Genomic DNA, 20,899 nt, shown 5'->3' with positions numbered 1-20,899 from the left:
GGTGCTGTCAAGCTCTGCTCTGGCGATCCGCTGTGACAACAAGCGCTTCATCGCTCGCTGGCCGAAACCAGCGATGGGATCATGTCACCAAATACAGTGGAGGGCAAACGCCAAATAAAATCGCAACGGGTGCTTCCAGTCAGCGTGCAGCTTGCCTAGATAGCCCTTCCTTGCCACAGAGACGGCCCAGGACGCACGTTTCGTTTTCTTCAAGCAGATTGGTCGGTGACACGTTCGTTTTTCCTGTTCGATCCTGTCGCGCCAGCCGGAAACGATGCGGCGGCATTGAGAATTCGTTAACCATAATCGAGCAGGCTGCTCATGTCGGGGCGGGTTGTGTTTTGCTCTGACCGGTGCCCCGGCAGGCATGGCGGTTGAGCCCAATCCCGCCTTTCAGGCAACGCTGCCGGGCACTGGTGCGCCAGTCGTCCTGAATGAGGAAATCAGCACCGCGTGGACGGCATCGGCAATCGCCTTGGCGCTCGCTGCTTTCGCGATCTGGCGGCCATCCCTGCCGGCTTTGACGGCGGCGGCCGCCGCCAACATGGTGGCGGTCTATTACTTCTGGCCGGCCTAATTTAACGAACGGTCCTCATTTGTGGACGAGAATTCCGGCCGCAAGGACGATTGTGGAGGGCTCGGGCTGACACGCGCCAAACCTTAGTGCAGAATGGGCACAATTTGCGGGACGGTGACATATTCCCCGATCTTTGCGAATGCGTGGTTGCTGCCATTGCGTCGGGCCAGACGTGCCGGGCTGTGGCGACGACGTTCGGTGTAGCGCTGCGAGCGTCGTGAAGTGTCACAGCGCAAGCACGGGACGGCCAGTGCAGCCGCCGGCAAGGTCGGCGGCAACAAGCGCTACACGCACCTTAGCAATGGCATCAGATCGACCCGGCCGGTTTTCACTTTCCAATGCGGAAGCCGATTTCTTTACTCTCTAAGTCAAACAGCAAGCTATTCGTTTCAAAATATCGTACGCCTATAATGTGATGCTCAATTTGCGGAACGAACTCAACCTCTGGCTTGTATGTGGTGGTGAACCTCCACTCGTCATGGTTCGGGGACGTTACAGTAACATTGACCCCAGTATCCAATGATAAACCAGGTTTCTTTGGCGGCCCGCCGGCAACCATAATTGTCGAGTTGCCTGTATCGTACAGTGTCGGTCGGCATATTGGCTTTTTTCCCCAGAAGATGCAAGCCTCGGTTGTTGGAAAATTATAGTTCTTACTGGCTCTTTCCCATTTCTTTATTTTAAAATCCTTCTTTACACTATCTGATAACCCGATATGAAGGGCGTCAATTTGTGGACAATTCAAATCTTCATTTGTACAGACCTTCCAATCTGTCCCGATCGGTGAAAGAAAGTACCCTTGTCGCAAGCCGTTCCCCGCACTTACCGAGTTCAGGGGTGACTTCAACATTTGATTTGGTCCGCCACCGCCAAGCGGCGAGACCCCAAAGATTCCTTTTGGCCAGAGCGGGCCTCCGACAACTTCACCTGTGCTGCGCCTAACTTCCTTGTAGCGGATAAGGAAGGGGATAGACACGGCGGTAGATGCAGCCGAGTCCGCCGATCCAAAGATCACGCGGGCGGACGCCACATTGCCATACTCATCGTACGTTCCATAGTGCATGACAGTTTTTTGAGTAGTGACGGTCAATCCATCTAATTCGAAAGTTTTCTTGATCTTTATTCCTTTTTCTGAACACATCTTCGTAGGAAGTACAACGGTACAATCGATAGTCATCCCGCTCGATCCAGTGTCAAATAGGAGCGGTTGAGCTATCTTTCGATATCCAAGAAACAATATATTGATATACAGCATGCGAATATTTTGAGGAGTTCCCGGGTACTCTAATTTTATCAAGGGAATATTCAAAGGCAGCTCTTGCGCTGAACTAGATGAGAGGGCGTGGCACAATAACGCTCCAAGAAAAGCCGGGAATACGATGACGCCTCGAAACCAAGAATGATACCTGAGTCCGCTCACGCAACCCTCCGTCAATCTTCCGATAGCTACGATCGAGAATACCCTCAAAAGAGAAAAGGACAAGGAAGCGAGGGCCCCTCAATCACGAGCGTTCCGAGGCGGAGTGCTGCTTCCGCCTCGCTGTTGCGGCCGTGGCTGACCACAAAATAGCCGGCCGCCTTCTCGTTCTTCAGCAGTTGCTCGGTCTCCACCTCGACATCGAGTGAAAGAATTTTGCTGTTGGGCGTCCGGTCCATGACTATGTGGCGGCGGCCTCGCGGATCGACCGGCCCGATGTGGAGAATGTTGGATTCCAGCACCCTTCCCTCCGCCAGTCGGTCTGCGGAACTATTCTCCGATTGCCGTGCTGCCGCTCGGAATCCCCGTGTTCTGCGCGGTTCCGACAGAAAACCTGTGAACTGCATCGGAGGCTGAGAGGGCCATAGCGTTCTCTTCAAGCGATTTTTCTCCGAAGCTGTGAACCACCGCATTTTGGTTCACAGGTTCTGCATTTAACAATTACAACTACTTAGCCGATTCCGAACTGTGAACTAGTTCCCCTATCGCTTGGTCAGGCGGATGATGCTGTCGTCCAACTCGCGCCAAGATCTTGAGATGGACCCCATTGGCGACTCATCGCGCGGCGCGCAATGACCGCTTTGCGCCCCATGTCGGCCGTAGAGATCAGCTTCCGCTTCCGAAAGCAGACATCGGCGGCGATGACGCTGGAGGTCGGGGTTGCGCCAAAACCGGAAGTTCGGCAGATAACGTCCCAACGTCCGCTTCTCCTGTGGAACTGCCCGTTTAGTCTAGGGGATGATGGCAGCCTCAACCGGGCCTTCGTCGCCTCCGTCCTCGAGGCTCTCGATAAGGCCCTGCCACTGCCCGTTTCGGACCGCATGGGTGGAGCGATCGCAGGGCGTACGCTGTTCCCTCGCTTCACAGCAGCGAGTGGGGGTGAATCCTAGAGCGGGTCCGGCAATGTGCATTAAACCGGCGGGTTCTGCGGCTGGAAGAATTTGCCGCGCTCGGCGATCAGCACCATCACCAATGCGCCAAGCGAAACGCTGCAGAATCCGGCGGCCAAGGGCGTCACCGTGCCGTTGAAGGCTTGGCCGATCAGCGTGCCGAGCACGCCGCCGAGGAAGGTCTGCATAAAACCCAGAATGGACGACGCTGTCCCGGCCAATTGGCCGAGCGGCTCCATGGCGAGTGCGTTGAAATTCGCGCCGAGTGCGCCGAACGGGACCATCGTGCAGGCAAAGAAGGTGATGAAAAGCCAGAGCGGCATCTTCATTTGGATGGAAACGACCAGCCAGGCGAGGCTGATGGCCAGAAACAAGAGCAGCGCGCTTTGCGATAGGCGGCGCATGCCGATGCGGCCGACAAGGCGCGAATTCAGATAGCTCGAAAAGGAGAGCACGCCGGCGATCCCTGCGAAAATCACCGGGAACATCTCGCCGACTTTGAACACATCGACGTAGATCTGCTGTGCCGAGGCGATGAAGCCGAACATGGCCGCGAAGATGAAGGTGCTGGCAAAGGCGTAGCAGAGCGCCATGCGATTGGTCAGCACGATGCGGAAACCGCCAAGGACGGATGATGCCGTCAGCGGCCGGCGATGTTCGGGACGCAGCGTTTCGGGCAGGCGCAGCAGCGACCAGGCCGAGACGATCAGCGCGCCCGCCGCCATGGTGATGAAGATCCAGTGCCAGGTCGCAAACAGCATGATGAACTGGCCGATGCCTGGCGCCACCACCGGAATGGCCATGAACACCATGAAGATCAGCGACATCACCTCAGCCATGCGGCGACCTTCGAACGTGTCGCGCACGATCGAGACGGCGATGACGCGCGTGGCCGCCGCACCAATGCCTTGCACCAGCCTGCACAGAAGAAGAATAGCGAATGACGGGGCGATTGCCGCCGCAGCCGCCGCCGCGACATAGATCACCAGTCCTACGACGAGCGGAGCACGGCGTCCGAAACGGTCCGAGATCGGCCCGAAGAAGAGCTGCCCGCCGCCAAAGCCCAGAATATAGGCGGCAATCACATATTGGCGGTGGTTTTCATTTTCCACGCCCAGCGAAGCGCCGATCTGCTGCAGCGCCGGCAGCATGATGTCGATGGCCAGCGAGTTGAGCGCCATCAACGCAGCGCAAAGCGCGATGAATTCCCAGCGCGGAATAGGCAAGGTGCTTGCCTCCGGCGCTTGTGCATGCTGATCCACGGCAAAGTCCGATCTTCAAACGAAAAGCGCCGGCGCACCAGCGCATTCATTCGTCTTAGGCCCCAATACGGGGGAGGTACTCAGTCTGCCGAGGTGGGGGCTGGCCCGGCGTTTAGCGCATGACCCCGAAATCGGGATCGATTTCGGAAAGGATCATGCGCAAACAAAATTCAGGCGGCGCCTTTTACGCCCACGCCCTTTTCGACGAGGAACGTCTGAAGTTCGCCTGCCTGGAACATCTCGCGGATGATGTCGCAGCCGCCAACGAATTCACCCTTGACGTAGAGTTGAGGGATCGTCGGCCAGTTGGAATATTCCTTGATACCTTGCCGTAGCTCGGCCGAGGTCAGCACGTCGACGCCCTTGTAGTCGGCCCCGATGTAGTCGAGGATCTGCACGACCTGACCGGAAAACCCGCATTGCGGGAAACCGGGCGTGCCCTTCATGAAAAGGACGACGTCGTTGCCCTTCACTTCGCTGTCGATGTAGTCGTTGATACCGCTCATAGAGAATCCTTTCATGCCCGCGGGAGTCGGGCTCGAAACATGCCTTTCAAATAAACCCATAGGTTGCCTGAAACAAGACGTTTGCCGCATCGTCACGCAAATGGCGCAAAGGATGGCTTGATATTGGGCCAAGAGCATCGGCCAGCTATTTTCCCAAGGAAGCGATAAAAGGCGAGATGGCGCGGCAATCCTGATTGGTATTGTGCCCGTTACGCTGGCCTTGATCTTCTGGCTCAGGCAATCGCGATCTGGTGCTCGCAAGTCAGTCTCGGCAGCTTTGCACGCCTGTTCCGCGATGCGCTGCACTGTCCCAACGCGCTTTTCTTCGACGGGCGGTCTCGGCGCGGTCGAATGGCCAGAGATCGATCGTCGGCGAAAAATATCCGGCAGGGCCGATGATTGCCGTCTCGGCGAAAAAGTAACGAGGGGTTGGACGCCGAAGCTCAGTCCGGCACACTGGTCTGCAAAGCGAGCGCGTGCAGCACGCCGCCCATATTGCCCTTCAGCGCGTCATAGACCATCTGATGCTGCTGGACGCGGCTTTTGCCGCGAAAGCTTTCGGCCACCACCTCGGCCGCATAATGGTCGCCGTCACCGGCCAGGTCGCGGATCGTCACCTTGGCGTCCGGAATGCCTTCCTTGATCAGCCGTTCGATGTCGTGCGCGTCCATTGCCATGCGAGGATTCCTTGTTCAGGTCGTGATCTCATAAATATGATCGAAATGGCGGATGAACCACACCCAAACGACCCCACTCGATCATATCACGGGTCCACGACCTCATTTGCCATGAAGCGAGGAAACCAGGATTCGTGGGTAGCGGTCAATTCGCTGACAGGGATCGCCCGTGCCTCGCCGAGTTTCAGGTCATTGCCGCCGGTCGAGCCGATCCACGGCGCAAAGATGCCGAGCTTGCTCTGCTCTTCGCGAATTGCATCCCATTCCTTGCTCTGCGGATCGATCGACAGCGTCAAGAGATAGCGGCCCTGATCCTCGCCGAACCAGACCGGGATCGGATCGGTCCCGACCAGGCCGGGGACGGTCGCGCCGATGCCGGACGCCATCGCCATCTCGGCCAGCGCGACGACAATGCCGCCATCGGATACGTCATGCGCTGATGTAACGACGCCGGAGGCGATCAGGGCGCGCACATGGTCGCCGACGCGCTTTTCATGGTCGAGGTCGACCGGCGGCGGCGGGCCGTCGGTGCGGCCATGAATGTCGCGCATATAGGCCGACTGGGCGAGATGCGTTCCCCACATGGATGGCGCGCCGACCAGCAGGATCATCTGGCCCTCGGCGGCAAAGCCAATCCGCGCCATCTTCGACCAGTCGGCGATCAGTCCGACGCCGCCGATGGTCGGCGTCGGCAAGATGCCTTGCCCGTTGGTTTCGTTGTAGAGCGAGACATTGCCGGAGACGATCGGGAAGCCGAGCGCACGGCAAGCGTCGCCAATGCCTTTCACGGCGCCGACCAACTGGCCCATGATCTCGGGCCGTTCTGGGTTGCCGAAATTGAGATTGTCGGTGGCGGCGAGCGGCAGGGCGCCGGTGGCGGTAAGGTTACGCCAGCACTCGGCCACCGCCTGCTTGCCGCCCTCGTAAGGGTCGGCCTCACAATAGCGCGGCGTCACGTCGGAGGAGAAGGCGAGCGCTTTGGTCGGATGACCTTCGACGCGCACCACGCCGGCATCGCCGCCCGGAAGCTGCAGCGAATTGCCCTGGATCAGCGTATCGTACTGCTCCCATACCCAGCGGCGCGATGACAGGTCGGGACCGCCGAGCAGTTTCATCAGCGCCTCGGCGACGTCGGCTTGTGGTGCATCGCTGGCAGCCAGGGGCACCGGCTTCTTCGGTTCGGCCCAGGGACGGTCATATTCCGGCGCCTGGTCGCCAAGGTCCTTGATCGGCAGGTTGGCGACCTCGTCGCCCTGGTGCAGCACGCGAAAGCGCAGATCGTCGGTGGTCTTGCCGACAATGGCGAAGTCGAGGCCCCATTTGTGGAAGATCGCCTCGGCTTCCTTTTCCTTTTCGGGGCGCAGCACCATCAGCATGCGCTCCTGGCTCTCCGACAGCATCATCTCATAGGCGCTCATGCGCTCCTCGCGCACCGGCACCTTGTCGAGGTCGAGCTCGATGCCGAGGTCGCCCTTGGCGCCCATCTCGACCGCCGAGCAGGTGAGACCGGCGGCACCCATGTCCTGGATGGCGATGACGGCACCGGACGCCATCAGTTCGAGGCAGGCTTCGAGCAGGCATTTTTCGGTGAAGGGATCGCCGACCTGAACGGTGGGCCGCTTCTCGTCGATCTTGTCGTCGAACTCGGCCGAGGCCATGGTGGCGCCGCCGACACCGTCGCGGCCGGTCTTGGCGCCGAGATAGACGACCGGCAGGCCGACGCCCTTGGCTTCCGACAGGAAGATGGCATCGGTCTTGGCAAGCCCCGCCGCGAAGGCGTTGACCAGGATGTTGCCATTGTAGCGCGCGTCGAAATTGACCTCACCGCCGACCGTCGGCACGCCGAAGGAATTGCCGTAGCCGCCAACGCCGGCAACGACGCCGGCGACGAGGTGCCTGGTCTTGGGATGATCCGGCGCACCGAAGCGCAGCGCATTCATCGCCGCTATCGGCCGCGCGCCCATGGTGAAGACATCGCGCAGGATGCCGCCAACGCCGGTCGCCGCACCCTGATAGGGCTCGATGTAGGAGGGGTGGTTATGGCTTTCCATCTTGAAGACGACGCAGTCGCCGTCGCCGATATCGACCACGCCGGCATTCTCGCCCGGCCCCTGGATGACCTGCGGCCCGGTGGTCGGCAGCGTGCGCAGCCACTTTTTCGAGGATTTGTAGGAGCAGTGCTCGTTCCACATCGCCGAGAAGATGCCGAGCTCGGTAAAGCTCGGCTCGCGCCCGACCAGGTCGAGGATGCGCTGATATTCGTCGGGCTTCAGCCCGTGCGCGGCAATGAGTTCCGGAGTGATCGGCACGGAATTGGAACTGGTCATGGGCAGCAATTTATATCCTTGGGATCGAGTCCCGTCTTATCGCAAGCTTTGCAGGCGATACACCCATCAAGCGACGAAAAACGATGGAAAGCCACAGGGGCAGCAACCAGCGAAAGATCGCTACTCGATCCGCCGGTTTCAAGCCGGCTCAGGAGAAACTGTCGTAACCGGCACGGCCTTCGTCCAGAAGCCGCCTGATCACGCCGACGCCGCCCGCGATGTCCTCTCGCCGACTCGGCTGTGAAACGCCGAAACGCACGCCGTGGAAAACCTGCTCGGAACGGCCCGCCTTGAACTCGTCCTCATCATCGATAAGCACGCCATGTTCGAGACAGGCATTCTTGAACGTGCCGGAAAGCCATGGATCAGGCAGGGTGAGCCAGACAAAGGGCACATTGTCCACGGCCTTGAAGTCGAACCCGGCCAGCGTCTCGCGCACGATCGCCATGCGCGCGTTGATCTCGACGATGCTGCGCTTGCGCATCTCGCTGGCCTGGCCGGACAGCACCAGCCGGCTACACACTTCCGCCAGCAGGAAGGGGAGGCCGCCCGTCAGCATCTTGTGAGCGACCCGGATCCGGTGCCGATAGGCCGGCGGACAGGCGAGCCAGCCGCCGCGAACACCAGCCGCGACGGATTTCGACAGGCCACCGGCAACGATGGTCCGTTCGGGGGCATATTCGGCCAAGAGCGGCGTCGGGTCGTCGGTCAGATCGCCATAGAGATCGTCCTCGATCAGGACGACATTGTATTCGCGCGCGACGCGCGCGATAGCCTCGCGCCGCGTTGCCGACAGCGTCACCAGTGTGGGGTTCTTGGCCGTCGGCATCAGGAACATCATTTTCGGGTGTTTTTGCGCGCAGACGCGCTCGAAATCCTCTGGATCGAGTCCTTCCTCGTCTGACGTCACCAGCGCGGTCCGACGGCCGATCAGGCCGGCGCTGCGTGAAATCTGCGAATAGGTGAGGTGCTCGAAGGCGACATAGTCGCCGGGCGTGGTCAGCGCGGCAATCGCCGCCATAACCGCGGCATGGGTGCCGAGCGTCGGAACGATGCCATCAGGGCTCGGGCGAAACGAATTGCGCGAGAGCCAGCTGCAGCCGGCGTCGAACCAGCGGTCGGGAAAATCCCGGGTATAGCTTGAAATCTCATACGGATGGTCCTGCGCCGTGCGCGAGAGCACATCGGCGACAATGGCGCCCTGGCCAGTATCAGGCGCGGCCGTGCTGTCGAAGCGCAGTTTGCCGCGAGGCGCATCGATATAGCGCGTGCCTTCCACCTGCGGGTCGGGCGCCAACAGATCGGTTTTGGTGTCATGCCGGCCCAGGACATAGGTTCCGCGCCCGACTTCGCCGCTTACCAGCCCCCGCTCGCGCAACAATTGGTAGGCCCGACCGACCGTGCCGACCGTCGTGCCGATGTCGTATGCCAGATCGCGCTGCGGCGGCAGTTTCGCCCCCGCATCGATCACGCCGCGGTCGATGTCCGTTTCAATGGAATCCGCAAGCCGTTGATACAGGGGCCCGGAGCCGGACGTAAGGTCAGGAAGCCAATTTGTCATGGTGACAATTTTCTATATTGCACCGAATTAAGAGTCAATACATATCGGTTTCGCGATAAAAAGGTACAATCTCCAATTCTGGTAGCAAGAAAATGGCTGCAATCGATACAATCCGTCGCACCAGGCGACGGACATAGCCTTGCCGGCCTGCCCGGCGCGCCCCGAGCAATTCAGCTCTCGTGTGTATGGTCAGGTCACTCGCAAACCGGGTCGGCGACCTGCTGGATCGCCGGCGCAGCCGGCTGGCACTGCTGGAGATGACCGACGATCAGCTCAAGGACATCGGCATCTCGCGCTGCGAGGCGCATCGCGAGGGTCTGAGGCCGTTCTGGGACTGAAAGTACGTCGTCGCATGCTCCCGTCTCGAATAGCGGGATGGGCAGCCGGCGTTGAGTGCCGCTGCGGTCTTCCTCATCGCCGAGAAGTTACCCTCATTATCTATTCTTATCCTATGACCAGGCCGGCTATCTGCAGCAAGCGGGCCATGACGCTACGCAGCCGCACCGCAGGCCGGGTTGCCTGTCTGCCAACGCGCGATATCCGAGCCGACGCGTGCACCGAGCGGCTCGTTCATCAGCGGACCGTAGACGTCGATACGGCGTGAATTGCCTTGCGCTTGCACCACCAGCAACGGCTTTCCGCCATAATGCTTGGCCGGGACCAGCAGGAAGCGCGGCGTGCCGGTGAACGAATTCAGCTCATTGGCCATCTGATAGGGCCTGAAAGCGGGATCCTTGCTGGCGATCCAGCATTTGTGGGCGGCGATTGCCACCTGTTCCATGGCAAGCAGCGCCGCACTCTTGCCCGAAGGCGCCGGTGCGCTTTTCGGCTTCGACTGGCAGGAGGCGAGCGCAAGGCCGGCGGCGGCGGCGAGAGCGAGGCGGGCGATCGTCTGTCTCGGGCTCATGCGCGCCTATTTCGAATTCGGAAAAAAGATGAATGCTGAAGATATCAAGCGGCGATGCCGAGGGCACTTTCGAACAGTGCCCGGCCGTCGCTGCCGCCATGCGCCGCTTCGATCAGGTTCTCGGGATGCGGCATCAGGCCGAGCACATTGCCCTGGCCGTTGATGATACCGGCAATGTCGTTGATGGAGCCGTTGGGATTGGTGCCTTCGGCATAGCGGAACACGACCTGGCCTTCGCCTTCGAGCCTGCGAAGCGTCTCGGCGTCGGCAAAGTAATTGCCGTCGTGATGCGCCACCGGCGAGCGGATGATCTGGCCCGGCTGATAGCGGCGGGTGAATATCGTGTTGGCGTTGGCGATCTGCAGCTTGACTTGCCGGCAGACGAATTTCAGCGATGTGTTGCGCATCAAGGCGCCCGGCAGCAGGCCGGCCTCGACCAGGATTTGGAAGCCGTTGCAGACGCCAATGACCATGACACCCTTGGCCGCCTTTTCGGCGACCGCCCGCATCACCGGCATGCGCGCGCCAATGGCGCCGCAGCGCAGATAGTCGCCGAAGGAGAAGCCGCCCGGAATGGTGATCAGGTCGACATCGGGGATTTCGGTGTCGGTCTGCCAGACGGTGACCGGCGGCGTTCCCGAAATCTTGGTCAGCGCCGCGATCATGTCGCGGTCACGGTTGAGGCCCGGGAGAAGAACGACGGCTGATTTCATTTCGGTTCGTAAGGCCTCTGGGCTTCGGCAAGTTCGCGCAGCTCTAAGCGGCGTTCAATATGTTCCAGACGCTCGTCCTGGCGAGCCAGCACGCCATAGATGTTCTTCACGTCACCCTCGGTGGCGATGAGGTGGCCGCGGATGGAGCCGAGCTCGGACTTTACCTCCCCGAGCGTCAAATCCATCCTGTCCAGCCGCGACTGAATGGACTTGAGGACTTCAAATATCAAGCTCGGCCATCTGCCCTCCGGCACAACCTCAGGTAATCGCCACACTATAGTTCTCAATCACCGTATTCGCCAGAAGCTTGTCGCACATGGCTTTGAGGTCGGCCTCGGCCTTGGTCTTGTCGCTCTCAGCAAGCTCGACGTCGAAAACCTTGCCCTGCCGCACCTGGCCGACGCCGCCAAAGCCCATCCCGGACAGCGCGTGTTCGATCGCCTTGCCTTGTGGGTCGAGCACGCCGTTCTTGAGGGTTACGGTAATGCGGGCCTTGATCACGCTGGACATGCTCCTGTTCGAAGTGTTGAGCGGCAGAAAATCTCAGTGCGGCTTGCCTTTGACGCCATCGGTCGAGGCGACGAGCACTGGTCCGGCGGGACGCGGCGGCTCGTTCTCGTTCATGATGCCGAGGCGGCGGGCGACTTCCTGATAGGCTTCGACCAATCCGCCCATGTCGCGGCGGAAACGATCCTTGTCGAGCTTGTCCTGGGTCGCCACGTCCCACAGCCGGCAGGAGTCCGGCGAGATCTCGTCGGCAACGACGATGCGCATCATGTCGCCTTCGAACAGGCGGCCGCACTCGATCTTGAAGTCGACGAGCTGGATGCCGACGCCCATGAACAAGCCGGAGAGGAAGTCGTTGACGCGGATGGCCAGTGCCATAACGTCGTCGATCTCCTGCGGGCTCGCCCAGCCGAAAGCGGTGATGTGCTCTTCCGACACCATCGGGTCGTCGAGCGCATCGGCCTTGTAATAGAATTCGATGATCGAGCGCGGCAGCACGGTGCCTTCCTCGATGCCGAGGCGCTTGGCCAGCGAACCGGCGGCGACATTGCGCACCACCACCTCGAGCGGGATGATCTCGACTTCCTTGATCAGCTGCTCGCGCATGTTGAGCCGGCGGATGAAGTGGGTCGGAATGCCCATCCGGTTGAGATGGTTGAAGATGTGCTCGGAAATGCGGTTGTTGAGCACGCCCTTGCCATCGACGATTTCGTGCTTCTTTTTGTTGAAAGCGGTCGCGTCGTCCTTGAAGAATTGGATCAGCGTCCCCGGCTCAGGTCCCTCATAGAGGATCTTGGCCTTGCCTTCATAAATGCGGCGGCGATTTTTCATCTGATTTTTTCTCTGGATTTCCGGGCAGGCGGCAAGCGACCAGTTCCTGTCCGTCTGCCTAAATTAGTGCGGCAACGGTAGGGGTTCAATGCCGGTGTCTATCCCAATCGCACTGTTTGCTCAATCGGCAAATCCTTTCAATCAACCGCTTTCGGGAATGAAATGCCGCAGCGCAGCAAGTGATGTAGCATATTGACCGACCCGAGGCCTTTTGGTTTGTGCTGCGGCAACACACATATTCAGCTACCAGCGAATCGGATTTGACCGGAGGGATACCATGAGCAGCATGAAAGATCGCGAAGAGGGCTTCGAGCGCAAATTCGCACTCGACGAGGAACTTCGGTTCAAGGCTTCGGCGCGCCGCAACAGGGCGCTCGGCATGTGGGCCGCCGAAAAGCTGGGCAAGTCCGGCGCCGATGCCGAAGCCTATGCCAAGCAAGTGGTTGTCGCCGACATCGAGGAAGCCGGCGATCACGACGTTTTCCTCAAGATCCGCAAGGATTTCGACGAAGCCGGGGTCGACCAGTCGGACCATCAGATTCGCCGCACCATGGACGATCTCATGGCGCAGGCGATCGAGCAGATCAAGAACACCTGATCTTTCTTTGAGCCAATCGACTTGCTGGACCAATCGACCGCCCGGTCTATCCGGGCGGTTTTTCTTTGCCTTTGCGGCAGTTTCCGGCTGAACTGCATTAGAGCGGCGTGCGTCCATTCGGCCGCACAAAGTAAGTTCTAACACTTTGAGTTTTCGCCTCGTGCTCCGAAAATCGATTTCGATTTCCAGGCCGATGCGCGAGCCAAAAAGGAAAGCGCCTATGTCCCTGAAGTCACGCCTGGCGGCGGATGAAACGCTATGCACCGCATGGTCCGGCGTGCCGGATGCCTTGACAGTGGAAATCCTCGCCAGACAGGGTTTCGATGCCGTCACGCTCGACATGCAGCATGGCGGACATCACGAAGACAGCGTGCTGCGCGGCCTTGGGCCGGTGCTGGCCGCCAACAAACCGGCGCTTGTGCGCATTCCGGTCGGCCGCTTCGACATGGCCAGCCGTGCGCTCGATTTCGGCGCCGAGGCGGTGATCGCGCCGATGGTGAATTCGGTGGCGGACGCCAAGATGTTTGCCGCCGCCATGAAGTACCCGCCGCTAGGCGAGCGCTCCTGGGGCCCGACTTATGCCTTTCCGCGTCATGGCAAGGGCGACCATGCCGACTGGCTGCGCGACAGCAACGAGCGCACCATGGCCTTCGCCATGGTCGAGACCCGCGCCGCGCTCGACGCGCTCGACGGCATCCTCGACACGCCGGGTATCGATGGCATCTTCGTCGGCCCATCGGACTTCTCGATTGCCTGGTCGAACGGCGCCGCCGTCAACTCGACGCTCGAAAGCATGATGGAAACCGTCGCCTCGATCGCCGAGCGGACACGCAAGGCCGGCAAGCATGCCGCCATCTACGTCATCGAGCCGACCATCGCCGGCCGTGTGGTGTCGATGGGCTATCGGCTGCTGGCGATGGGCTCCGAGCATGCGCTGATCGGTCTGGGGGCAAAGACCCTGCTGAAGAGCGTGAGGGACTCGATCGGCCCCTAAAGGTCCGTCAGGAATTTCGCAAAAGTCATCGATCCTTCGGGCCATGGGCCGAAGCCGGAATCCGCATTGAGATGGCCAGCATCGCCGGCATCGATGAACAGCGAGCCCCAGGCGCCGGCAATGTCCTCGGCCACCTCAAACGTGCAGAACGGGTCGTTGCGGCTGGCGATCACCACCGAAGGAAATGCCAGCGGCTCGCGCGGATAGGGGCCGAAGGTCATCAGGTGCCTGGGTTTTATCTTGGGATTGGCGACGTCGGGCGGCGCCACGAAGAAGGCTCCGGCGATCGGCCGCTCGAACTGTGGGGCTGCCTGGACTGCCGCCGCGACGCCAAGCGAATGCGCGACGATGACGACCGGCCGCTCGGCCTCGTTGACCGCCTTGGCTACGCTCGCCGTCCAGTCCTCGCGCACCGGCTTCGACCATTCTGCCTGCTCGACGCGGCGCGCCGTCGACAGTTTCGATTGCCAGCGGCTCTGCCAGTGGTCGGGGCCGGAATTGGTGTAGCCCGGCACGATGAGAATGTCTGCATCCCTGACTTTCATGCCGCGCATGTAACGAGTGCTGTTACGTCGTGCAACCGCGCATGATCCCAAAAGTGTGAAGCGGTTTTTGGACAGACCATGCGCAACTGGGTCTCATCAGTGAGATCGCTCACAATAGTGAACACCATGTTCGCTTCTTGGCGTCTTGTGTGAACGATCGCGATCGACGATCTGTCATCGGGAAAAGTAGCAGCCGTGTAAGAGAACCAGGATTTGGAACTGACACGACGGACAATGGTAGGTGGCGCCGGACTCCTGGCTTTGGGAATCTCGTCGAAGGCCGCCCAAACGGAGACTTTGATGAGCGAACTGCCTTTTGCCGCCACCACCCCGGTCAGCGTTGCCCGTGTCGGGTTGCGCGCGCGGAATGCCGAAAGCCTGGCCGCTTACTATCGCAACGCCGTCGGTCTGCGGGAACTGAGCCGCGCCGGCGGCACGATTACGCTGGGCGCCGCCAATCGTCCCTTGCTCGACATCGAGGCGGATGCAGCGGCGAAACCCGACGATCCGCGCAGTGCTGGCCTGTTCCACACCGCCTTCCTGCTGCCCAGCCGGGCCGATCTCGGGCGCTGGATCAACAACGCCATCGCGAACAATATCGGCATCGAGGGCGCTTCCGACCATCTGGTCAGCGAGGCGCTTTACCTGACCGATCCTGAAGGCAACGGCATCGAAATCTATGCCGACCGCCGCCACGAGGACTGGAAGTGGAACGGCGACAAGGTGGCGATGGCGACCGGACGGCTGAACATCCCGTCGGTCGTCGCCGAAGTGCCGGCCGGCGATGCCGGCTGGCAGGGCATGCCGGACAACAGCATCATCGGCCATGTCCATCTGCGCGTCGGTCGGCCGGAAGACGCCGAGGCCTGGTGGCACCAGGAGTTCGGCTTCGACACGGTGGCGAGATATGGTAGCGCGGCGGTGTTCCTGTCGTCAGGCGGCTACCACCACCACATCGGCGCCAATGCCTGGCAGAGTTCCGGCGCCGGCCGGCGCGATCCTTCCCGGTCCGGCCTGGCCTGGGTCGAAATGCGGTCCGACAATGTGACTGATGCAGCGACGCGCGAGGACCCATGGGGAACGGTGATCAGGACCGTTCCCGGCAAGGCTTGATCTTCGAACCTGATGGTGCGCGCTGAGCAGGTGAAGGCTGCGCTAGGCTGGAACACCCCTCATCCGTCTCGGCGCTGCGCGCCGATCCGCCTTCTCCCACAACAAGGGGAGAAGGGCGAGCCTGCCGTTTGCGCCTCGGCAAATCTCGCAGTTTGATGGTTGGCGGCGAGGTCGATGCCGTCTTACCTTCTCCCCTTGTGGGAGAAGGTGGCCTCGCAAAGCGAGGTCGGATGAGGGGTGTTCCAGCCTGGCGCCGGCTAGGACCGGTCAAATCCGCGTGGCCTCACGCTTCCCCGAACACACGCTTGAAGATCGTGTCGACATGCTTGGTATGATAGCCGAGGTCGAATTTTTCACGAATCTCGGCTTCGGGCAAGGCTGCGGTGACCTCTTTGTCAGCCAAAAGTTCCTCAAGGAAATCAGCGCCTTGCTCCCACACTTTCATGGCGTTTCTCTGCACCAGCCGGTAGGCGTCCTCACGGCTGACACCGGCCTGGGTCAGCGCCAGTAGCACACGCTGCGAATGCACGAGGCCGCGGAACTTGTTCATGTTCTTCAGCATGTTGTCGGGATAGACGAGCAATCTGTCGATGACACTGGTCAGCCGCGACAGCGCAAAATCGAGCGTCACGGTCGCATCCGGGCCGATCATGCGCTCGACCGACGAATGCGAGATATCGCGCTCGTGCCAGAGCGCCACGTTCTCCATCGCCGGTAGCGCAAAGGAACGCACCATGCGCGCAAGCCCGGTGAGGTTTTCGGTAAGCACCGGATTACGCTTGTGCGGCATCGCCGACGAGCCTTTCTGTCCGGGCGAAAAATACTCTTCCGCTTCCAGCACCTCGGTGCGCTGCAGATGGCGGATCTCGATCGCCAGCCGTTCGATCGACGATGCGATGACACCGAGTGTCGCGAAGAACATCGCGTGGCGGTCGCGCGGGATCACCTGCGTCGACACCGGCTCCGGCTTCAATCCGAGTTTCTTCGCCACATGCTCTTCGACATAGGGATCGATGTTGGCGAAAGTGCCGACAGCACCTGATATGGCGCAGGTCGCAATGTCCTCACGCGCGTGCACCAGCCGCTCGCGGCAACGCGAGAATTCGGCATAGGCCTGCGCCAGCTTGACGCCGAAGGTGGTCGGCTCGGCATGGATGCCGTGGCTGCGGCCGATGGTGATTGTGTCCTTGTGTTCGAAGGCGCGGCGCTTGAGCGCCGCAAGCAGGCCGTCGATGTCGGCCAAAAGGATGTCGCTGGCGCGGGTGAGCTGCACGGCAAAGCAGGTGTCGAGAACGTCAGAGGAGGTCATGCCTTGATGGATGAAACGGGCGTCCGGGCCGACGAATTCACTGAGATGGGTGAGGAAGGCGATAACGTCGTGCTTGGTGACGCGCTCAATCTCGTCGATGGCCTCGACGTCGAACTTCGCGGCCCCGCCCTTTTCCCAAATGGTCTTGGCGGCCTCCTTCGGGATGACGCCGAGTTCGGCCAGTGCATCGCAAGCGTAGGCCTCGATCTCGAACCAGATGCGGAACCGGGTTTCGGGCGACCAGATGGCCACCATTTCCGGCCGGGAGTAGCGAGGGATCATCGGTCAATCCTGACTTGCGAGTGCATTCGCCCGCGTCCTAACAGAGGCAGACAAAATCCTCAACGCTGCTGCCGCGCAAACCAGATGCTGGCGAGAGCGAGCGCGATGAAACCGAGTGGAAAATAAAGCCGGATGCCCAGAACGATGAATTGATAGAACGCCGTCGCCACGGTGTGCACGAACTGGATGGACCAGGCGATGGTCAGTGCAGGTTCATGCCACTGGGCATAGTAGGAACGGTATTGCAGCGCAAAGAGCCCACCGGTGAGGCCGATCGTAGTGGCAAGAAGGCAGACAAACGCGGCCGCCAAGGCAACTTGCCAATGCCGTCCGAGCGAGACGAGCCGCGCCAGGAACAGGCCAACCGGAAAAGCGAGCGCTCCGCCGGCCGCATAGAGCAATGAGACGAAGCGGATCTTTGCCGGGGTCTCCCAGTCGTCCAACAGCAGATTGGCAAGCGCGCTGGCGCCCATCGCTGCGGCCCACAGCAGGGCGCCGCAAACCGCGGCGCGCGGCGATGGCAAGGCCTTGCCGATACGATCCAGTCGGTTGTGTATGGCAGGGAGCGGCGTCACAGCCGGCCGGTCACCGCGATCCAGCGATAGTCCGGCCCTTCGAAGCCGTACTGGCGCACCGCGATCAGCACGGCATAGGCGCTGAGGCCCTGCATGGAAAATGTCTGCACCGCGCCGATCCGATAGCCGTTCGGGCAGCCTCTGCTTTTAGGGATCGACTTGTCTTCGTGCAGGAGCTCAGTCTTGCCCCCGTCTTTCGCCTCGATGCGCAGCAAGCGAAAGCCGTTGATCTCGCCGAGGCTCTGGCAGGCTTCCGTGTCGTTCATACCGATCTCGTCGAGCCGGAACTCGAGCGGATCATCGACCGGCGAAAAGATCGGCCGCGGATTGACCACCATGCGGAACGGATCGGCCGAAAGCTCGGTCACCGGGTTGGAGCCGGCGGTGATGCCGCGATTCGCGGTCAACTCCGCCTGTTTGATGATAGCTTCGCCTTTCTGCCGGGCTGCAAGGCGCGCTGCGTCGAGCGTTGCGTTCTCGTCGTCAAGCCGCACCCTGATCGGCGTGCCCTTGAGAAAACTGTCGTCGGCCGTGTCGATATAATAGCGATTGGCATAGGGGAATCCCGACCCGTCCTGGACACCATATTCCTCGAAGGCGAAGATGCCGCCATCCCCAGTGAAGCCGAGGATTTCAAACTCGGCGACGTCGCCGGCATGCGCGGCGAGCGAGATTGCAAACTGGGCAAGGACGGAAACGGCAAACAGGGCAAGAATTCGCATCGGATTCCGTTTGAGCAGCCAGCGTTGTTTCGATCACTATCACGACATCGTCAAAACGTCGTGCCCTCTGAGACGCAAACCCGATGCATCCAATCGCGCTGTCGTTTGTTTATGTTGGCAGCTTCAAATGGAGAACCCACAATGACCGATGCAGCCAGCATTCGCGAACATATGGAAGTGATCGGCGCCGACGGCGTCCATGTCGGCACCGTCGACAAAGTTGAGGGACAACGAATCAAGCTGACCAAGCGCGACAGCGGCGAGGGCGCTCACAGGGGGCATCAGAAAATCCGACCCCACCTGATCACGGCCATTAATTACGGCCCCATTTTGATTACGGCAGCGCGCATTCAGCGCGACGACCAGACCGGAAACAGGTCGCCATCGGCTGGCGTCGCGGCAAAGACGCCGCGGCTGATGGCGCGCGCCATGGTGGCGCCGGCCGCTGCGTAGAGGTCGATGGCGTCATTGGGCGCGAGCTCGATACCGCTCTTGCCGGTCGCCAGCGCGAAAACCAGATCCCCGTCGGCCGGCGTGTGTGTCGGCCAAATGGCGCGCACGAAGCCGTCATGCGCTGATATCGCCAGGCGTTTGGCGGCGGCCTTGGTGAGGACGGCGTCCGTGGCGATGATGGCGATGGTCGTGTTGCCGCCGACCTTCGCCCGTTTCCCGATATGCTTGTCGCGAAACTTCAGCAGGATCGTTTTCGCGTCCTCCGGCATAGTCGAGGGATAGCCAAGCCCGCCGAACTCGTCGCCGATCTCGAAGGGCGCTGCCCAGAAGTGGCGGGTTTGGGCGATCGTCACCGAGCCGGTCGGATTGACGGCGGCGAGCGCGCCGATGGTGACCCCGCTGTCGAGCACCGTCGAGGCCGATCCGAGGCCGCCCTTCAGGCCGGAACTCAACGCACCACTGCCCGCGCCGACAGTGCCGAGCGGAAAATCGACGCCGACTGCCTGTGCAGCCTCATAGCCGAGATCGCGGTAAGGCGGATAGCGACCCCAATCCTTGTCGCCGCCATTGCGCAGGTCGAACAAGATCGCCGCCGGCACGATCGGCACGCGAAAGCCGCCGACCTCCACGCCGATGCCCCTTTCGCGCAGCGCCGCCTGCACGCCGGAGGCAGCATCGAGACCGAAGGCCGAGCCGCCCGAAAGCACCACCGCATGGATCGCCTCGATCGAATTGTGCGGCTCGAGCAAGTCGGTCTCGCGGGTGCCGGGCGCCCCGCCAAGGATCTGCACACCGGCCACCGCCGGTTCGTCACAGACGATGGTGGTCACCCCGGATTTCAGCCTGATATCAGAAGCGTTGCCGACATGCAGGCCGGCGACATCGGTGATGAGATTGCGCTGCCCTGTACGAAACATCATTTGTCCTCGATCGGCACGAACCGGACGCCGTTGAAACGGAAGACCCGATAGAGGTTTTCGGTCAAGTCGCCCTTACCGTCAAAGCGGATCGGCCCGATCGCGGTGCTGAAGTCCTGCGCGGTGAGAGCATCGGCCAGTGGCTTACCGGAGCTTTCCGCCAGGGCCGAGACCGCCTTGGCGATCTCGACCGCCGCATAGGCCGGCAGCGTGTAGCCGTCCGGCTCGATCTTCTGTGCGGCAAAGCTTTCCAGCACCTTGGGGTCGGCAACATCGGCCCATTCGGGCGGCGCGATCATCAGCGTGCCCTGCACATAAGGCACGTCGCCGGGCTGCGTGCGCAGCGTTTCGCCGCCGGCAAATGTGATGCCGGCCTCGAGCTGGCCGGCGTCGCGGCCCATGATGGCGACGTCGCTGCCGTCGCCGCCGGCGAAGACATGCGTTGCGCCGGCTTTCCTCAGCCGCCCGATCAGCCCGATCTGGTTGTCGAGCTGCGGCCGGAATGTGTCGACGAACACCGGTTTCAGCGCCGCCTGCTCGGCTGCCGCCCGAAGCGTCTCGGCGATTTCGCGGCCGTAGATGGTGCCGTCGTCGACGATGGCGAACAGTTCGTTCTGCCATTGGCGGGTGAGGATGGAGGCGACTGCGTTGCGCTCGTCGTCGCCGCGCGGCCCGAGCCGAAAGATCGGCCAGCCGGTCTTGGCGCGCCGGTCGGTCAGGCTTTCGGTGCGCACGCCGACGGTGATGACCGGTATGTTGGCGTCCTTCAGGATCGGCAGTGCCGCCTCGATCGCCTCGGTGCAGAGGAAGCCGACGACCACGCCGACTTTCGCCGCAGCGAATTCCCTCGCTGCGGCAGCCCCACCATCGGCCGTGCAGGCGTCATCAACAACCTTGAGTTGAGCACCGTTCGCCTCTGCCGCCAGGCCAGCGCCCGCCTCGATCTGCTTGCCGAGGATCGCCGACGGCCCGGACAGTGGTGCTGCGACGCCGACCAGCAGCGCCTCAGCGTTCGCATCACCGGCGAGAGACAGCCAGGCCAGCACCGCTATTGTCGTTGTCCTGGGTCGCATGCGAGCGAAAGAATTCCTCTGCGCCGGTCGCGTGTTTGCCGGGGCCACTTCCTGCCAAGACCTAAAGGCTGGTCAGCTTTCAC

Annotated in this window: 25 protein-coding genes; 7 read left to right on the top strand and 18 right to left on the bottom strand. The window is 61.3% G+C overall.

What is annotated here, in order from left to right:
- Positions 1-367 precede the first annotated feature (367 nt).
- On the top strand, positions 368-577 hold the full coding sequence (locus IHQ72_RS23660; RefSeq protein ID WP_258117615.1) for a hypothetical protein: 210 nt from the start codon (positions 368-370) through the stop codon (positions 575-577).
- A 328-nt stretch (positions 578-905) separates the two neighbouring features.
- Here the strand turns inward: IHQ72_RS23660 and IHQ72_RS23655 are convergent, their stop codons facing one another.
- Both IHQ72_RS23655 and IHQ72_RS23650 read right to left on the bottom strand, forming a co-directional pair.
- Entirely contained in the window at positions 906-1,997 is a 1,092-nt protein-coding gene (locus IHQ72_RS23655; protein ID WP_258117614.1) for a hypothetical protein, read from the bottom strand.
- 44 nt (positions 1,998-2,041) lie between these two features.
- Positions 2,042-2,296 (bottom strand): hypothetical protein, encoded by a 255-nt coding sequence (locus tag IHQ72_RS23650; protein ID WP_258117613.1) that lies wholly within the window; start codon positions 2,294-2,296, stop codon positions 2,042-2,044.
- Positions 2,297-2,626: 330 nt separating this feature from the next.
- Between IHQ72_RS23650 and IHQ72_RS37510 the strand changes: the two genes are divergently transcribed.
- Positions 2,627-2,944: a UCP034077 family protein gene (locus IHQ72_RS37510; protein WP_502572792.1), complete on the top strand. Its 318-nt coding sequence runs from the start codon at positions 2,627-2,629 to the stop codon at positions 2,942-2,944.
- Positions 2,945-2,964: 20 nt separating this feature from the next.
- Here IHQ72_RS37510 and IHQ72_RS23645 read toward each other — a convergent pair whose 3' ends face one another.
- The 5 genes from IHQ72_RS23645 to IHQ72_RS23625 all read right to left on the bottom strand — a co-directional run bounded on the left by IHQ72_RS23645 (position 2,965) and on the right by IHQ72_RS23625 (position 9,277).
- Positions 2,965-4,125 carry a multidrug effflux MFS transporter gene (locus IHQ72_RS23645; RefSeq protein ID WP_258123916.1) on the bottom strand — a complete coding sequence of 387 codons (1,161 nt, stop codon included), beginning with the start codon at positions 4,123-4,125 and terminating at the stop codon, positions 2,965-2,967.
- Positions 4,126-4,376: 251 nt separating this feature from the next.
- Complete coding sequence (grxD, locus tag IHQ72_RS23640; RefSeq protein ID WP_258117612.1) at positions 4,377-4,712, bottom strand: Grx4 family monothiol glutaredoxin; 336 nt, start codon at positions 4,710-4,712, stop codon at positions 4,377-4,379.
- 443 nt (positions 4,713-5,155) lie between these two features.
- Entirely contained in the window at positions 5,156-5,389 is a 234-nt protein-coding gene (locus tag IHQ72_RS23635; protein ID WP_023674714.1) for a BolA/IbaG family iron-sulfur metabolism protein, read from the bottom strand.
- Positions 5,390-5,475: 86 nt separating this feature from the next.
- Positions 5,476-7,716 (bottom strand): phosphoribosylformylglycinamidine synthase subunit PurL, encoded by a 2,241-nt coding sequence (gene purL / locus IHQ72_RS23630; RefSeq protein ID WP_258117597.1) that lies wholly within the window; start codon positions 7,714-7,716, stop codon positions 5,476-5,478.
- Positions 7,717-7,864: 148 nt separating this feature from the next.
- Positions 7,865-9,277, bottom strand: coding sequence for an aminotransferase-like domain-containing protein (locus IHQ72_RS23625; RefSeq protein ID WP_258117595.1), 1,413 nt, complete (start codon positions 9,275-9,277; stop codon positions 7,865-7,867).
- Positions 9,278-9,462: 185 nt separating this feature from the next.
- Between IHQ72_RS23625 and IHQ72_RS37170 the strand changes: the two genes are divergently transcribed.
- On the top strand, positions 9,463-9,615 hold the full coding sequence (locus IHQ72_RS37170) for a DUF1127 domain-containing protein (protein ID WP_374120275.1): 153 nt from the start codon (positions 9,463-9,465) through the stop codon (positions 9,613-9,615).
- Between the two features lie 152 nt (positions 9,616-9,767).
- On the opposite strand, the gene IHQ72_RS23615 is transcribed toward IHQ72_RS37170, so the two are convergent.
- The 5 genes from IHQ72_RS23615 to purC all read right to left on the bottom strand — a co-directional run bounded on the left by IHQ72_RS23615 (position 9,768) and on the right by purC (position 12,235).
- Complete coding sequence (locus IHQ72_RS23615) at positions 9,768-10,184, bottom strand: hypothetical protein (protein WP_258117594.1); 417 nt, start codon at positions 10,182-10,184, stop codon at positions 9,768-9,770.
- A 44-nt stretch (positions 10,185-10,228) separates the two neighbouring features.
- Positions 10,229-10,897, bottom strand: coding sequence for a phosphoribosylformylglycinamidine synthase subunit PurQ (gene purQ, locus IHQ72_RS23610; RefSeq protein WP_258117593.1), 669 nt, complete (start codon positions 10,895-10,897; stop codon positions 10,229-10,231).
- The gene (locus IHQ72_RS23605; protein ID WP_258123915.1) at positions 10,894-11,082 is read right to left on the bottom strand and encodes a hypothetical protein; all 189 of its coding nucleotides are present in this window, start codon (positions 11,080-11,082) and stop codon (positions 10,894-10,896) included. Before IHQ72_RS23605 ends, purQ begins: the two co-directional genes overlap by 4 nt.
- Positions 11,083-11,155: 73 nt before the next feature.
- Positions 11,156-11,398 (bottom strand): phosphoribosylformylglycinamidine synthase subunit PurS, encoded by a 243-nt coding sequence (gene purS / locus IHQ72_RS23600; RefSeq protein ID WP_258117591.1) that lies wholly within the window; start codon positions 11,396-11,398, stop codon positions 11,156-11,158.
- A gap of 42 nt (positions 11,399-11,440) precedes the next feature.
- Positions 11,441-12,235 carry a phosphoribosylaminoimidazolesuccinocarboxamide synthase gene (purC, locus tag IHQ72_RS23595; protein ID WP_023674725.1) on the bottom strand — a complete coding sequence of 265 codons (795 nt, stop codon included), beginning with the start codon at positions 12,233-12,235 and terminating at the stop codon, positions 11,441-11,443.
- 277 nt (positions 12,236-12,512) lie between these two features.
- On the opposite strand from purC, the gene IHQ72_RS23590 reads away from it, so the two are divergent.
- Entirely contained in the window at positions 12,513-12,833 is a 321-nt protein-coding gene (locus IHQ72_RS23590; protein ID WP_258117584.1) for a DUF1476 domain-containing protein, read from the top strand.
- A gap of 220 nt (positions 12,834-13,053) precedes the next feature.
- The gene (locus IHQ72_RS23585) at positions 13,054-13,827 is read left to right on the top strand and encodes an HpcH/HpaI aldolase family protein (protein ID WP_258117581.1); all 774 of its coding nucleotides are present in this window, start codon (positions 13,054-13,056) and stop codon (positions 13,825-13,827) included.
- Here the strand turns inward: IHQ72_RS23585 and IHQ72_RS23580 are convergent.
- The gene (locus IHQ72_RS23580; protein WP_258123914.1) at positions 13,824-14,372 is read right to left on the bottom strand and encodes an RBBP9/YdeN family alpha/beta hydrolase; all 549 of its coding nucleotides are present in this window, start codon (positions 14,370-14,372) and stop codon (positions 13,824-13,826) included. The two genes, IHQ72_RS23585 and IHQ72_RS23580, sit on opposite strands and share 4 nt — an antisense overlap.
- 300 nt (positions 14,373-14,672) lie before the next feature.
- Here IHQ72_RS23580 and IHQ72_RS23575 point away from each other — a divergent pair, with 300 nt between their 5' ends.
- Positions 14,673-15,485, top strand: a complete 813-nt coding sequence (locus tag IHQ72_RS23575; RefSeq protein WP_258117579.1) for a VOC family protein — start codon at positions 14,673-14,675, stop codon at positions 15,483-15,485.
- 283 nt (positions 15,486-15,768) lie between these two features.
- On the opposite strand, the gene purB is transcribed toward IHQ72_RS23575, so the two are convergent.
- The 3 genes from purB to IHQ72_RS23560 are packed head-to-tail and all read right to left on the bottom strand — an operon-like array spanning position 15,769 to position 18,373.
- The gene (gene purB / locus IHQ72_RS23570; protein WP_258117578.1) at positions 15,769-17,076 is read right to left on the bottom strand and encodes an adenylosuccinate lyase; all 1,308 of its coding nucleotides are present in this window, start codon (positions 17,074-17,076) and stop codon (positions 15,769-15,771) included.
- 59 nt (positions 17,077-17,135) lie between these two features.
- Positions 17,136-17,651, bottom strand: a complete 516-nt coding sequence (locus tag IHQ72_RS23565) for a hypothetical protein (RefSeq protein WP_258117576.1) — start codon at positions 17,649-17,651, stop codon at positions 17,136-17,138.
- Positions 17,648-18,373, bottom strand: a complete 726-nt coding sequence (locus IHQ72_RS23560; RefSeq protein WP_258117575.1) for a DUF2259 domain-containing protein — start codon at positions 18,371-18,373, stop codon at positions 17,648-17,650. The genes IHQ72_RS23565 and IHQ72_RS23560 overlap by 4 nt, the downstream gene beginning before the upstream one ends.
- Positions 18,374-18,514: 141 nt before the next feature.
- Between IHQ72_RS23560 and IHQ72_RS23555 the strand changes: the two genes are divergently transcribed.
- Positions 18,515-18,826 (top strand): DUF2171 domain-containing protein, encoded by a 312-nt coding sequence (locus IHQ72_RS23555; protein WP_258117574.1) that lies wholly within the window; start codon positions 18,515-18,517, stop codon positions 18,824-18,826.
- Here the strand turns inward: IHQ72_RS23555 and IHQ72_RS23550 are convergent.
- Together IHQ72_RS23550 and IHQ72_RS23545 are read right to left on the bottom strand one after the other, a co-directional pair.
- Positions 18,724-19,743, bottom strand: coding sequence for a P1 family peptidase (locus IHQ72_RS23550; protein ID WP_258123913.1), 1,020 nt, complete (start codon positions 19,741-19,743; stop codon positions 18,724-18,726). The genes IHQ72_RS23555 and IHQ72_RS23550 overlap by 103 nt on opposite strands.
- Positions 19,743-20,816, bottom strand: a complete 1,074-nt coding sequence (locus IHQ72_RS23545) for a branched-chain amino acid ABC transporter substrate-binding protein (protein ID WP_258117573.1) — start codon at positions 20,814-20,816, stop codon at positions 19,743-19,745. The genes IHQ72_RS23550 and IHQ72_RS23545 overlap by 1 nt, the downstream gene beginning before the upstream one ends.
- Between the last annotated feature and the right edge of the window lie 83 nt (positions 20,817-20,899).

The sequence above is a fragment of the Mesorhizobium onobrychidis genome, from assembly GCF_024707545.1.
Lineage (GTDB): Bacteria > Pseudomonadota > Alphaproteobacteria > Rhizobiales > Rhizobiaceae > Mesorhizobium > Mesorhizobium onobrychidis.
This window is presented reverse-complemented; position numbering and strand designations above follow the sequence as displayed.